The sequence below is a fragment of the Bradyrhizobium sp. SK17 genome, from assembly GCF_002831585.1.
In the GTDB taxonomy this organism is placed as follows: Bacteria; Pseudomonadota; Alphaproteobacteria; order Rhizobiales; family Xanthobacteraceae; genus Bradyrhizobium.
In genome coordinates, this window is record NZ_CP025113.1 from 5,263,975 (window position 1) to 5,277,216 (window position 13,242).

The following is a 13,242-nucleotide window of genomic DNA, read 5'->3' on the forward strand; positions in this document are numbered from 1 at the left end:
GTGTGACTACGCTTGCTCTCCATAGTCCCCCAAGCGCCACTGTGATCGCCCGGACGTTCATGGCCAAATTCCTTCGCATCGGAGTCCATCAGTCGAACGTCTCCGGATACACCTCGAAGGCATGGTGCATTCGGCGGGCCGGCTCGACGATCCATCTGAAGTGGGGCGCCGTCGAGGTGCAGGGTGCCGGCGCGGGGCGCAAGGTCTACTGGACGTTTCCGCCGCAGGAAAAGACCGTTCGCTGCCGCACGGTGCAGCGCGCCCAGGACTATGCCAGGGCCGCCGTCGCGCGGCGGCGCAGCCATCGCTATGAACCGCTGGTCGGCAATATCGCGAACCGGCGCCGAACCGCCGAGCGTGGCCCGGAGCTCAAGCAGGCGCTCGCCACCATCCTGTTCGTCGATATCGTCCGATCCACCGAGCAGGCCGCGCGGCTCGGCGATGCGCGGTGGGCGCAGGTGATGAATCACTATTATGCCGCCGTCCGCCGCGAGCTGAAGGCGCTGCGCGGCAAGGAGGTGGTGACGACCGGCGATGGGCTGCTGGCGACGTTCGGCGCGCCGGCGGCCGGGATCCAGTGTGCGACTGCGATCCGCGAGGCCGTCCGTACGCTGGGGCTGGAGATCCGGATCGGGATGCACGCCGGCGAATACAAGATGACCGGGAAAGAGGTCATCGGTCTTGCGATCCATATCGGCGCGCGGGTTGCAGCGAAGGCGCGGGCCGGCGAAGTGCTGGTCTCGAGCGCGGTCAAGGACCTGATGCCGGCGTCCGGCATCCGCTTCAGCGACCGCGGCGCCCACCAGCTCAAGGGCGTGCCGGAGCGGTGGCGCCTCTACCGGGTCGAACACGCAGGCATGATCCGGAAGAATGCGAAGCGGATTTCCGCGTAGCGCTTTGCCCGGTCCGCTTTGCGGCGGTTGCCCGAGGGCCGTGCTTCAGCCCTTGCGCGTGCCGATGCTCTCGCGAACCCGCTCCAGCCAGCCGATGATCGCGCCGAGCGCCTGGTCGCCCTTGCCGAGCAGTCCTGCCAGTTCTCGCTCGGCCGAGCCGCGCCGTGTGGCGTCCGGATCGGGCAGCGGCGGCAGGATATGGGCGAAGTAGGTCTTGTCGAGCAGCCGGTGCAGCAGCCGTTCGCCCGGGAAGGGCTCGTTGTTGTTCAGGGCGCGGGCGGCCTTCAGCAGCGAGCGGATGTCATATTGCGTCGGGCTGATGTCCGGCACGCGCTTGCGCAATTTGAGCAGCGTGTAGACCGCGACGCGCGCGGTGCGGATCGAGCTGTCCATCGTGAAGATGATGTCGTTCGACGTCTCCACGAACTGGCCCATCAGGCCGAGATTGGTGCAGCCGGCAGGCACGACATGCGGCCGGTCGCCGGCGGCGCGGGGCATGAACATCGCGGTGATGTAGGGCATCAGCGCCAGCCGCACCTTGGTGTTCGCGGCCACCTCGTCGAGCTTGTGCTCGATGCCGAGGTGATGGCACAGCTCGGCCAGGATTTCGCGGCCGGTGCAGGCCGGCATCGGCTTCTTGACGTAATTGCCCGGCTTGTCCATCAGCAGCGCGTAGACCCAGACCACGAGCACATCCTTTGGCTGGGTCGGGAAATGCGGCTGACGGTTGCAGGTGAAGCTCATCATCCAGTTGGAATCGGTGAAAGTGATGATGCCGCCGGTGACGGTCTTGCCCGAATAGGGATCGTTGACCGACAGTTCCTTCAGTCGGTCGACGAACGGAGACGGCTTGCAGGTGAGGGTGACCGATTCCCACATCGACTTGTCGACATCGCCGCAGAACTTCTCGGGCTTGCCGAAGATCGGCGACTTCCTGGCGAGGTTCTGCCACAGCGTCCAGTCACTGGCCTCACCGGGATCGTGCTTGCCGCGCGCGAGGACCGGCGCCTGGTCCATGTCGCCATAGGCGGTGCCCTCGGTCATCGATCCCGTGAGCGCAAACACCAGATCCTTCGGACCGACCGCGATGGTGGTGTCGGCGCCGCCCACCTTGGCCTTGATGCCGGTCACCGTGCGGGCTTCGCTCTCGATCGTCATGTCGAGATCGTAGGCGCGGGTATCGAACTGCACCTTGACGCCGCGCTCGCGCAGATGCGTCATGAGCGGACGGACGAAACTGTCGAACTGGTTGTACTTCGGAAACACCAGCGCCGACATGTCGGTGAGCCCGTCGAGCGCGTCGAGGAAGCGATGCATGTAGAGCTTCATTTCGAGCAGGCTCTGCCAGTTCTCGAACGCGAACATCGAGCGCCACAGATACCAGAAATTGGTTTCGAGGAAGCCGGGGCTGAAATACTGCTCGATGGTGATGTCGTCGAGATCCTCCTTGCGCTTCAGCAGCAGGCGGATCAGCTCCCATTGCTGCGGCTTCGACAGGCCGAGCGTCGCGAAGTCGCGGATCTGGCCGCGCTTGTGCATCAGCCGCGCCTTGGAGAAATTCGGATCGTTGTCGTTCACCAGCCGGTATTCGTCGAGAACGCTGTAGCCCTCGGGCAGCTCGAGCGCCTGGATATCCTGGAACATGTCCCAGAGATTGTCGTAGTTCCAGTTCATCTCGCGGCCACCGCGAACGATGTAGCCGTTCTCGGGATCGCCGGCGCCGTCGAGCGAGCCGCCTTCGATATGCATGGTGTCGAGGATGGTGATGTCCTCGCCCTTCATGCCGCCGTCGCGGATCATGTAGAAGGCCGCGGCGAGGCCGGCGATGCCGCTGCCGATGATCCAGGCCTTGCGCGGCTCGGCCGGTTCGGTCGGCACCGGGCGGTTGCGCATATAGGCGCCCATCATATCGGGCGGAGGCAGGGTATCGTGGCTGCCCTTGTGCCAGTAGCGCGCGGTGGCGTCCGCCTCGACCTCGAAGTTGCTGTTCGGCGTGCTGGAAGGGGCGACATCAGTCATGGCGGCCTCGCTGGATGGAGTTCAGTCGCTGACGACCGTAGGCGTGCGAGCTGTCAATTTCATGGCCCTCCGGCGGTATTCGCGGAAGCTGCAACCAGAAAGCGATGCGGCGCAAGCCCGGGAGTGGCGGTCGGCCGGAGAATACCGCTTGGGCCTACCGCGCGCCGAGCACGCGCTGCCACAGCGTGCCGCCGACGACCTTCCAGCCGAGATAGAAATACAGAATGATCAGTGCGAACAGCAGCAGCGCCGGAGCGCCGGTCAAATTGAAGCCGTCCTTGGTGGTCTGGCCGGTGGCGGCGCCGATCGCATAGCCACCACCGAAGAACACGGTGATGAAATCGAGCAAGCCGGCAAGGCCGCGGCGCCAGAACGGTTTTGCGAGGGGCGGTGGCTGATCGTTCGACATCAAGGGTTCCTCACCAGCGCGACAGACTATTCCGCATCGCCGGTCAGGTGAAGGCGACCTCGATCCGATTGTCGGCCTTCCCGGTGATCCGGCAGGCGCGCGACACGGCATCGGCGGCGATCGCCAGCTTGAACTGATCGGGAATGCCGGAGGTCGACATCACCTCGATCGTCGCGCTGTCGCGCGCCAGCCCGCGCACGGTGCAGTCGATCGATGAATGGCCGGCGTTGAAGCTGATCTTGCCGGCCTTGAACACGCGCCGCGCGGTCGGCGCGATCGACGGCGCCCGGTCGACCCAGGCCAGCGCCTGGTTGCGGCCGGCCTGCTTGGCGCCGTACATCGCAAGATCGGCGTTGCGCAGCATGTCGTCGAAGCAATTGCCGGGCGAGAGCGCCGCGCCACCGAGGCTACAGGTGACGTCGATTGTGCCGGCCGGCGTCTCGATCCGCGTCGCCGCGACGGCGGCACGCACCTTCTCGAGCACCGCCATCGCATTGTCGAGGCTGGTGTGCGGCAACAGAATGCCGAACTCCTCGCCACCGAGCCGGCCGATCACGTCGGAGCTGCGCAACGCGCAGTGCGCGGCGTTCGCGACCGCCGCCAGCACCATGTCGCCGATCGCGTGTCCATGGCGATCATTGACCTGCTTGAAGTGATCGACATCGAGCACGGCGCAGGACAGCGGGCTGAGATGCCGCAAGGCCAGCGCGGTCAGCCGTTCGCCTTCGCCGCGAAAGGCCCGCCGTGAGGAGGTGCCGGTAAGGCCGTCTTGCATCGACAGGTTTCGCAGCATCAATTCGTCGACCGCGATGGCGGCGAGATCGGTGAGCAGGCCGATGGCGTCGGCATCGAAATCGCGCGGGCGGGTGTCCATCGCACACAGCGTGCCGACCACCGCGCCGGATATTTTCAGCTGGGCACCGGCATAGAAGCGGATATGCGGCTTGCCGTGCACGAAGACGTTGTCGGCGAGGCGCGGGTCGCGCAGCGTGTCCGGAATGACGAGCGGCTGATCCTGTGCGATCGCGAGGTTGCAGAGCGCGGGTCCACGCGCGGTCTCGCGGTCCTCCATGCCCTCGGAGGCCTTGAACCATTGCCGATGGCCGTCGATCAGCGTCAGCGTCGACATCGGCACGCGAAAGATCTTTCGGCACAGTCCGGTCAGGCGGTCAAAGGCAAGCTCGCGCGGCGTGTCGAGGATGTCGAGCTCCGCCAGCACGTCGAGGCGCTGCGTCTCACGATCATGCGTGGTATGCATCGGGGTACCTCCGGCGGCGGGCACCCTCGCCGAAAGCCGTTAATGACGCGTTGACGCAACGTGCAATGCAATTCGCGGACAGCGAGTGCGTACCGGCCGATGCAATCAGACTTTGAACCCTGCGCGCAATGCAAAATGCGGGAAAAAGTCCGTGATCATCTCTCGCAGGTTGTGGCGTCGCGCGGCGGAGCGGGCTATCTGCCAGCGACAAGAAAATTGAACTGTCGATATCAGTGCTGGGAGGCAGCGTGAAAGTTCTAAAATTCGTGGAGCGGGTTCCGGGCGGGCTGATGCTGGTTCCGCTACTTCTCGGCGCGATCTGCAAGACGTTTGCGCCGGGTGCGGGCGCCTATCTCGGCTCGTTCACCAACGGACTGATCACCGGCACGGTGCCGATTCTGGCGGTCTGGTTCTTCTGCATGGGCGCCACGATCGACTTGCGCGCGACCGGCACGGTGCTGCGGAAGTCGGGCACGCTGCTGGTCACCAAGATCATCGTCGCATGGGTCGCAACCATGATCGCGGCGCGCTTCATTCCGGAAGCGGGAATAGCAACCGGCGTGTTCGCCGGGCTCTCGGTGCTCGCCATCACGACCGCGATGGACATGACCAACGGCGGTCTCTACGCCGCGATCATGCAGCAATATGGCAGCAAGGAGGAGGCCGGGGCCTTCGTCCTGATGTCGATCGAATCGGGACCACTGGTGAGCATGCTGGTGCTCGGGGCGTCGGGTGTCGCGGTGTTCGAGCCGCGCCTGTTCGTCGGCGCTGTGCTGCCGTTCATCATCGGTTTTGCGCTCGGCAATCTCGACAGCGATCTGCGCAAGTTTTTCGGCCAGTGCGTGCACCCGCTGATTCCGTTCTTCGGCTTCGCGCTCGGCAACGGCATCGATCTGAATGTGATCGCGCAGACCGGGGTCGGCGGCATCCTGCTCGGATTGGTCGTGATCGTGATCACCGGGATTCCGCTGATGTTGGCCGACCGCTTCATCGCCGGTGGAAATGGCACGGCGGGTCTCGCCGCGTCGAGCACGGCGGGTGCTGCGATCGCCAACCCGACGCTGATCGCCAACATGGTGCCGAGCTTCAAGCCGGTGGCGCCGGCCGCCACCGCGCTGGTGGCGACGTCGTGCCTGGTGACGGCTATCCTGGTGCCGATCCTGACCGGATTGTGGGCCAAGCGCATGGGCCATGTACCGGCGGAGCAGTCCAAGCCCGGGGATTATCGCGCCGGCGTCGAGCCGATCTGACGATACGAGCGCGGGGGCACCCGCGAATTGAAGCGGAAGACGCGCAGTTCGGGCGGCTCGTTGCCTGCGCCGCCTGGAATCGATCCCGCCCCGCATTGATGGCCTTTGGCGGCGGGCGTTAATGGGCTGTTGACGCAACGCGCGGGCTTTGCAGGTCGCGATTTCGCAATCCTTAGCGCGCCGGGATGTACGAAGCGCGATGCCGAAAATTGCAGGGTCCATCCCGACGGAATGGTTTTGCCGTGTGCGCCGAGCCGGCGGGGAGCGTGGTCAAGGACGGCGGTCGTGATCAATGGTCTGATCCGGGCCGCGCTGGAAATGCTCGTTGAAGCATTCCTCACCGCCACCGGTCGAGGCCTCTGGGGTCTTGCCCGCCGGAAGCCGCACGACATCGTCGCTACGCTCAGCGGGGTGATCTTCTGGTTCGTCGTGGGCCTGTTCGTTTACGCCGCGGTCCACCGTTGACCACCGAGGCGCCGAAGCTTCTTCGTGCTGTCGAGCGCCGGCCGACGAGGTGTTGGGACCACGCGTCGGACTGGATCGAGCGGTCAGTTCTGCGGTTGGCCGGTTAATCCAAATTAACCAGCCTTGCGCATCGGCGTTGCCATTTAAGACTGTCGCAATCGGCAATAATTATTGAGTATCTTGCGACCGGCGATTCCCGTTAAGGGACCGTGTCGCCGCCTTGGCAAATTTTCGGCGATTTTTGGGGACATTGAACCGCATGTGCGGCATCGTCGGCATTCTTGGACGCGCTCCGGTCGCGGAGCAATTGGTGGATTCGCTGAAGCGGCTCGAATATCGCGGCTATGATTCCGCGGGGTCGCTACGCTGGAGAACGGCGCTCTGGCGCGGCGGCGCGCCGAGGGCAAGCTGAAGAACCTCGAGACCCGGCTCGAGGCCAAGCCGCTCGGCGGCCACACCGGCATCGGGCACACCCGCTGGGCCACCCATGGCCGGCCGACCGAGAACAATGCCCATCCACACGCCACCGAACGCGTCGCCGTGGTGCATAACGGCATCATCGAGAATTTCCGCGAACTGCGCGAGGAACTCGAGGCCAAGGGCGCTGTGTTCTCGACCGAGACCGACACCGAGGTCGTGGTGCATCTGGTCGACAATCTGCTCAAGGGCGGCGTCGCGCCGGTCGAGGCGGTGAGGGCGGTGCTGTCGCGGCTGCGCGGCGCCTTCGCGCTCGGCTTCATCTTCGCCGGCAATGACGACCTGATGATCGGCGCCCGCAACGGCCCGCCGCTCGCGGTCGGCCATGGCGAGGGCGAAATGTATCTCGGCTCGGACGCGATCGCGCTCGGCCCGTTCACCGACACGATCAGCTATCTCGAAGATGGCGACTGGGTGGTCCTGAACCGCAAGGGCGCCACCATCTTCGACAAGGACAACGCCATCGTCCATCGCGAGGCGATCAAGCACACCACGGCGACGGCGCTGGTCGACAAGGCGAACTATCGCCACTTCATGGCCAAGGAGATCCACGAGCAGCCGGAAGTGGTCGGGCACACGCTGGCGCGCTACGTCGACATGGCGACCGAGCGCGTCGCCATGCCGGTCAAGCTGCCGTTCGACTTCAAGGACATCCAGCGCGTCTCGATCACGGCCTGCGGCACCGCGAGCTATGCCGGCTTCGTCGCCAAATACTGGCTGGAGCGGCTGGCGCGGCTGCCGGTCGAGCTCGATGTCGCCTCCGAATTCCGCTATCGCGAGGCGCCGCTGCGCAAGGGCGATCTGGCGATCTTCATCTCGCAGTCGGGCGAGACCGCCGACACGCTGGCGGCGCTGCGCTACGCCAAGTCGCAGGGCGCGCATACGCTGTCGGTCGTCAACGTGCCGACCTCGACGATCGCGCGCGAGAGCGAGACCGTGTTGCAGACGCTGGCCGGTCCCGAGATCGGCGTCGCATCGACCAAGGCGTTCACCTGCCAGTTGATGGTGCTGGCCTCGCTCGCGGTTGCCGCCGGCAAGGCGCGCGGCGAATTGTCGGATGCCGACGAGACCAAGCTGGTGCACGGCCTGGTCGAGATCCCGCGGCTGATGTCGGAGGCGCTGACCAACGAAGTGCAGATCGAGAAGCTGGCGCGCGAGATCTCGAAATCGCGCGACGTGCTCTATCTCGGCCGCGGCACCAGCTATCCGCTGGCGCTGGAAGGTGCGCTGAAGCTGAAGGAAATCTCCTACATCCATGCCGAGGGCTATGCCGCCGGCGAGCTCAAGCACGGGCCGATCGCGCTGATCGACGAGCACATGCCTGTGGTGGTGATCGCGCCCTACGACAAGGTGTTCGAGAAGACCGTCTCCAACATGCAGGAGGTCGCCGCCCGCGGCGGCAAGATCATCCTGATGACCGACGCCAAGGGGGCGGCGGAGGCGACCATCCAGTCGCTGGTGACGATCGTGATGCCGGACATGGGGGCGACCTTCGCGCCGATGGTCTACGCCGTTCCGGTGCAGCTGCTCGCCTACCATACCGCCGTGGTCATGGGCACCGACGTCGATCAGCCTCGAAATCTGGCCAAATCGGTCACGGTCGAATAGTCGCAAGCGGGGCCGCGACGTGGCCCCTTCAAAAACGCGTCAGAATGGCTTAGCTGGGTGTTGGACTACGGCCGCTTCGACGACCCTGGAACCGCAATGACTCCCAACCAAGTGCCTCCCGCCGCGACGGGTGAATTGCCCCCGGATGCCCCCCGCGGGTTGATGGCGCGTTTCCGCAACTATTTCCTGACCGGCCTGGTGGTGGCCGGACCGGTTGCGATCACCCTGTATCTGACCTGGTGGTTCGTGAACTGGGTCGACAATCTGGTCCGGCCGTTCGTCCCGACGGCCTACCGGCCGGAGACCTATCTGCCGTTCGGGCTGCCCGGTTCCGGCCTGATCGTTGCCGTCATCGCGCTCACCTTGCTGGGCTTCCTCACTGCCAACCTGATCGGGCGCACCCTGGTCGATCTCGGCGAGCGGCTGCTCGGGCGGATTCCGGCGGTGCGCGCCATCTATCGCGGCCTGAAGCAGGTGTTCGAGACGCTGTTCTCGGGCAATGGTTCGAGCTTCCGCCGCGTCGGCCTGGTCGAATTTCCCTCGCCAGGCATGTGGTCGATCGTGCTGATCTCGCAGGCGCCGAGCGCCGAGCTCTCGGCCAGCCTGCCGGGCGAGGAGGAGCATATCTCGGTGTTCCTGCCATGCGCCCCGAACCCGACCACCGGCTTCTTCTTCTACGTGCCGAAAAGCAAGATCATCGAGATCGAGATGAGCACCGAGGACGCCGCGACCCTGATCATGTCGGCCGGCGTGGTGCAGCCCGGTGCCAGCGACCAGAAGCGTGCGGCGACGCTCGCCGGCATGGCCAATGCCGCGCGGATCGCCAATCAGGCCTCCTTGCAGCCGGCAGCGCCGGCCAAGGTCGAGGGCTGATGCGTTCCGGGCAGCCCGGCACGGCCGTTCGCATGTTGTCGCCCGACGAGGCGAGGCGCACGCTGGAGCAGGACGGTGTCACCCTGATCGATGTCGGCGAGCCCTGGCAGCTGCTCGAGCGCGGCACCATCGCGGGCGCGCGCAATATCTGCCACACGGAGATCGCGGCCGTCGCCGCTTCCGACCCGGCGCTCGGCGACCGCGGGCATCCGGTGATCCTGACCTGCGGCGGTGGCGGCAAGGCCACGCGCGCGGCGCAGGCGCTGCGCGAGATCGGCTTCTCCGACGTCGCCGTGATCGAGGGCGGTTGCCGTGGCTGGCAGGCCGCCGGCCATGAGCTGGTACCGGTTGCATCGACCGAGGATGATCCCCGCTGACGCGTTGCCGGTTCACGCAAGGTGCTTGCTGAACAGGTCAACCACGCTCCCGGGCGCGCCGTCGCCGAAGAACTGCTCCAGGTTCGCAGCGGTCCGTTCGGCGACATCGGCGCTGCGCGGGAATAGCTCGCTTTCATAGCGGCTAAGCGCGGCTTCGACGTCGTCGGGAGCGGCAACAAGCGCGCGGGCCAATTCCGCGCCGTCGAGCATCGCGAGGTTGGCACCTTCGCCTGCGAAGGGCGACATCAGATGCGCGGCATCGCCGAGCAGCGTTGCGCCGGGCACGCGCGGCCATCGATGCCGGACCGGCAGCGCATGGATCGGGCGCAGCACGGGATCTGTTTCACCGTCCGTAATGAGAGCGGTAAGGTGCGGGGCCCAGCCGCGAAACTGTCCGGCAATATGCGCCAGGCCAGTTTTCGGGTCGATGGAGTTGATCCAATCCTCCGGCTTCTTCAGGGCGACGTAGGTGTGCAGCGTGCCGCTCGCATAGCGATGTGCCAGGATGCCTTTGCCCGGGGCGACGGCCATCAGCGTGCCGCTGCCGATCGCATCAGCGCTCGCCTTGTGCCGGGTGTCGCCGTCGAACAGCGACGTCTCGATGAACGAGACACCGGTGTACACAGGCTTTGACTGCGACAGCAGCGGACGGACTTTCGACCACGCGCCGTCGGCGCCGACGAGCACGTCGGAGGTGATCGTCGCGCCATGCGCAAAGGTGATGTCGTGCCGTGCGTCACTGCGCGTGGCGATCGACGTGACCTTGTGACCCCATCTGATCGCATCCGCGGGGAGCGAATCGATCAGCATGCGCCTGAGATCGCCGCGGTCGACTTCGGGGCGCGTGCCGGTGCGGCTGCCGGGATGGTCGAACAAGACGTTGCCGTCCTTGTCGACGACGCGCTTGGCATCTTCGCCGGGACGGATGAGGCCGAGGAATTCGTCAAACAGCCCTGCGGCCTTGAGTGCGATCTGGCCGTTGTGCTCGTGAATATCGAGCAGGCCGCCCTGTGTTCTCTGGCTCGCCGAAACCTCGGCTTCATAGATGGTTGCGGCAAAGCCGTGGAGATGCAGGACCCGCGCGAGGGTGAGACCGCCGAGCCCGGCGCCAATGATCGTAATCGGATTTCGCATGGTAGCGCTCCTGTGGTCGCAAGCATGCAGCGCCGGCGGCGCTGACGGCTGCGATGGCCTGACCGGTGTCAGGCGGTTGCTTTCGGAGACGCTGGCCGAACCACGCGAGGCGCGTGGTCGACGTGTACGCGACGGCCTGCCGGGCTTGCCGGTTCAGGCGGTCGTTTTTCGCGACGGCGGAGTGGTATACCGCTTGATGGGCAAAAGCAAGGCCGCGCCGATCGCTGGCAAGCTAGCCCGCGCCGATCAGCGGCACGGCTTCGTCGCGTTCATAGAGATAGAGCAGGACGCGCAGCGCTTCGCCGCGCTCACCCTTCAGCTTCGGATTGTCCTTCATGATCCGCAATGCCTCATCGCGGGCCTGGGTGATGAGCTGGCCGTGCACTTCGGAGCGCGCGATCCGGTAGCCGGGCAGGCCGCTCTGGCGGATGCCGAGCACGTCGCCTTCGCCGCGCAGCTTCAGATCCTCCTCGGCGATCCGGAATCCGTCCGTGGTCTCGCGGATCACCTTGAGCCGCGCCTTCGACATCTCGCCGAGCGGTTCCTTGTAGAGCAGGAGGCAGGTCGAGGCTTCCGAACCGCGGCCGATGCGGCCGCGCAATTGATGCAGTTGCGCCAGCCCAAAGCGCTCGGCGTTCTCGATCACCATGATGGTCGCGGCCGGCACGTCGACGCCGACCTCGACCACTGTCGTGGCGACGAGAAGGCCGATCTCATGCGCAGCGAATTGCGCCATCACGCGATCTTTCTCGGCGCCTTTCATCTGGCCGTGCACCAGGCCGACGCGATCGCCGAACCGCTTCTGCAAGCTCTCGAAGCGTTCTGTCGCGTTGGTGAGATGCTCGGTGCCTTCGGCCTCGGATTCATCGACCAGCGGGCAGATCCAGTAGACCAGCTTGCCGGCGCCCAGCGCACGGCCGACGCCGTCCATGACGTCCTCGATCCGGCTCATCGGCACCGCGCGGGTATCGATCGGCTGGCGGCCGGCGGGTTTTTCGCGCAACTCGGAGACATCCATGTCGCCGAAATAGGTCAGCACCAGCGTGCGCGGGATCGGCGTGGCGCTCAGCACCAGCACGTCGACGGCCTCGCCCTTGGAGGTCAGCGCGAGACGCTCGCGCACGCCGAAACGATGCTGTTCGTCGACCACAGCGAGCGCCAGATCCTTGTAGACCACGTCGTCCTGGATCAGCGCATGGGTGCCGACCAACAGATCGATCTCGCCGGCTTCGAGCCGCGCCAGCAACTCGCGGCGCTCCTTGCCCTTCTCGCGGCCGGTCAGGATCGCAACCCGCATGCCGGCGCGTTCGGCCAGCGGCGCGATGGTCTTGATGTGCTGGCGCGCCAGGATTTCGGTCGGCGCCATCAGCGCCGCCTGCTTGCCGGCCTCAGTGACGGCGGCCGCCGCCAGCAGCGCCACCACGGTCTTGCCGGAGCCGACATCGCCCTGCACCAGGCGCAGCATCCGCACCGGCTGGCGCAGATCCTCGGTGATTGCGGCGACCGCCTCCTGCTGCGACTTGGTCAGCGCATAGGGCAGCGCATCGATGATCCGGTTGCGCAGATGGCCGTCGCCGGCATTGCGCACGCCGGCGGGCCGCCGCAGCGTGGCGCGGATCAGCGCCAGCGCGAGCTGGCCGGCCAGCAGTTCGTCGAATGCGAGCCGCGACCAGAACGGACCATCGGGCAGGATGTCGGTCAGCTCGACCGGAATGTGGACGCGGGTCAGCGCCTCCCGGATCGGGGGGAAGTTGCAGCGGCGCAGCACCTCAGGACTGATCCATTCCGGCAGGTCGGGCAATTTGGTCAGCGCCTGCGCGATGGCGCGGCGCAGCGAGCCGATCGCCAGGCCCTCGGTGAGCGGATAGACCGGATCGATGCCGGACAGTTTGGCAAAGCCGGCCTCGTCGACGACCCGATCGGGATGCACGATCTGCGGGATGCCGTCATACATCGCCAGCGTGCCGGAGACGTAGCGCTTCTCGCCGACCGGCAGCAGCTTCTCGACATAGCCGGGAGGGCTGCGGAAGAACGTCAGCACGACATCGCCGGTGTCGTCGCTGGCGTAGACCAGATAGGGCGCGCGCGAATTGCGCGGTGGCGGCGGGCGATGGCGATCGACGGTGACCTCCAGCGTCACCATGGTTCCGACCGCGGCGTCGCGGATCTTCGGCCGGGCGCGGCGATCGATCACGCTTGCCGGCAGATGCAGCAGGAGATCGACCAGCCGCGGCGTCTCGCTGCGGTCGAGCAGGTAGCGCAGCAGCTTGTCCTGCTTCGGGCCGACGCCCGAAAGCGTCGTGACCTGGGCAAACAGCGGATTGAGCAAAGCGGGGCGCATCAAAGTCTTTTACACACGACTCACGTCATGCGCGCAAGGAAACCCCAAAAGGCGGCAAATGAGGGCTGACATCGGCCGCCGCCGTCGCTATATCAAGCCCGCCCGGCACGTCCGGGCTTTTGGCGTTGAATGGATTTT

At 65.9% G+C, this 13,242-nt stretch carries 10 protein-coding genes and 1 pseudogene; 6 read left to right on the forward strand and 5 right to left on the reverse strand.

Annotated features, from left to right (window positions below; genetic code table 11):
- The first annotated feature begins 59 nt into the window (after positions 1 to 59).
- On the forward strand, positions 60 to 893 hold the full coding sequence (locus tag CWS35_RS24255; RefSeq protein ID WP_100954161.1) for an adenylate/guanylate cyclase domain-containing protein: 834 nt from the start codon (positions 60 to 62) through the stop codon (positions 891 to 893).
- A 45-nt stretch (positions 894 to 938) separates the two neighbouring features.
- On the opposite strand, the gene CWS35_RS24260 is transcribed toward CWS35_RS24255, so the two are convergent.
- The 3 genes from CWS35_RS24260 to CWS35_RS24270 all read right to left on the reverse strand — a co-directional run bounded on the left by CWS35_RS24260 (position 939) and on the right by CWS35_RS24270 (position 4,579).
- Complete coding sequence (locus tag CWS35_RS24260) at positions 939 to 2,912, reverse strand: oleate hydratase (protein ID WP_100954163.1); 1,974 nt, start codon at positions 2,910 to 2,912, stop codon at positions 939 to 941.
- A 154-nt stretch (positions 2,913 to 3,066) separates the two neighbouring features.
- Positions 3,067 to 3,321 (reverse strand): hypothetical protein, encoded by a 255-nt coding sequence (locus CWS35_RS24265; protein ID WP_100954166.1) that lies wholly within the window; start codon positions 3,319 to 3,321, stop codon positions 3,067 to 3,069.
- Positions 3,322 to 3,364: 43 nt separating this feature from the next.
- Entirely contained in the window at positions 3,365 to 4,579 is a 1,215-nt protein-coding gene (locus CWS35_RS24270; RefSeq protein ID WP_024584033.1) for a sensor domain-containing diguanylate cyclase, read from the reverse strand.
- A gap of 248 nt (positions 4,580 to 4,827) precedes the next feature.
- Here CWS35_RS24270 and kdgT point away from each other — a divergent pair, with 248 nt between their 5' ends.
- From kdgT to CWS35_RS24295, 5 genes and pseudogenes are all read left to right on the forward strand, one after another.
- A complete protein-coding gene (kdgT, locus tag CWS35_RS24275; protein ID WP_024584034.1) occupies positions 4,828 to 5,829 on the forward strand; it encodes a 2-keto-3-deoxygluconate transporter in 1,002 nt (333 codons plus the stop codon).
- A gap of 285 nt (positions 5,830 to 6,114) precedes the next feature.
- Positions 6,115 to 6,294: a hypothetical protein gene (locus CWS35_RS24280; protein WP_100049854.1), complete on the forward strand. Its 180-nt coding sequence runs from the start codon at positions 6,115 to 6,117 to the stop codon at positions 6,292 to 6,294.
- A gap of 259 nt (positions 6,295 to 6,553) precedes the next feature.
- Positions 6,554 to 8,379: pseudogene (gene glmS, locus CWS35_RS24285) on the forward strand (glutamine--fructose-6-phosphate transaminase (isomerizing)).
- A gap of 96 nt (positions 8,380 to 8,475) precedes the next feature.
- A complete protein-coding gene (locus CWS35_RS24290; RefSeq protein ID WP_024584036.1) occupies positions 8,476 to 9,252 on the forward strand; it encodes a DUF502 domain-containing protein in 777 nt (258 codons plus the stop codon).
- Positions 9,252 to 9,629, forward strand: coding sequence for a rhodanese-like domain-containing protein (locus CWS35_RS24295; RefSeq protein ID WP_100954171.1), 378 nt, complete (start codon positions 9,252 to 9,254; stop codon positions 9,627 to 9,629). Before CWS35_RS24290 ends, CWS35_RS24295 begins: the two co-directional genes overlap by 1 nt.
- A 12-nt stretch (positions 9,630 to 9,641) precedes the next feature.
- Here the strand turns inward: CWS35_RS24295 and CWS35_RS24300 are convergent, their stop codons facing one another.
- Positions 9,642 to 10,763, reverse strand: a complete 1,122-nt coding sequence (locus CWS35_RS24300; RefSeq protein WP_100954173.1) for an NAD(P)/FAD-dependent oxidoreductase — start codon at positions 10,761 to 10,763, stop codon at positions 9,642 to 9,644.
- A 232-nt stretch (positions 10,764 to 10,995) separates the two neighbouring features.
- Positions 10,996 to 13,104, reverse strand: a complete 2,109-nt coding sequence (gene recG / locus CWS35_RS24305) for an ATP-dependent DNA helicase RecG (RefSeq protein ID WP_100954175.1) — start codon at positions 13,102 to 13,104, stop codon at positions 10,996 to 10,998.
- Positions 13,105 to 13,242: the final 138 nt, after the last annotated feature.

What these genes read in the sequence shown, in the direction of transcription:
- CWS35_RS24255 (WP_100954161.1), top strand. Translation starts at nt 60, where the DNA reads ATGGCCAAATTCCTTCGCATCGGAGTCCATCAGTCGAACGTCTCCGGA.
- CWS35_RS24260 (WP_100954163.1), bottom strand. Translation starts at nt 2,912, where the DNA reads ATGACTGATGTCGCCCCTTCCAGCACGCCGAACAGCAACTTCGAGGTC.
- CWS35_RS24265 (WP_100954166.1), bottom strand. Translation starts at nt 3,321, where the DNA reads ATGTCGAACGATCAGCCACCGCCCCTCGCAAAACCGTTCTGGCGCCGC.
- CWS35_RS24270 (WP_024584033.1), bottom strand. Translation starts at nt 4,579, where the DNA reads ATGCATACCACGCATGATCGTGAGACGCAGCGCCTCGACGTGCTGGCG.
- CWS35_RS24290 (WP_024584036.1), top strand. Translation starts at nt 8,476, where the DNA reads ATGACTCCCAACCAAGTGCCTCCCGCCGCGACGGGTGAATTGCCCCCG.
- CWS35_RS24295 (WP_100954171.1), top strand. Translation starts at nt 9,252, where the DNA reads ATGCGTTCCGGGCAGCCCGGCACGGCCGTTCGCATGTTGTCGCCCGAC.
- CWS35_RS24300 (WP_100954173.1), bottom strand. Translation starts at nt 10,763, where the DNA reads ATGCGAAATCCGATTACGATCATTGGCGCCGGGCTCGGCGGTCTCACC.
- recG (WP_100954175.1), bottom strand. Translation starts at nt 13,104, where the DNA reads ATGCGCCCCGCTTTGCTCAATCCGCTGTTTGCCCAGGTCACGACGCTT.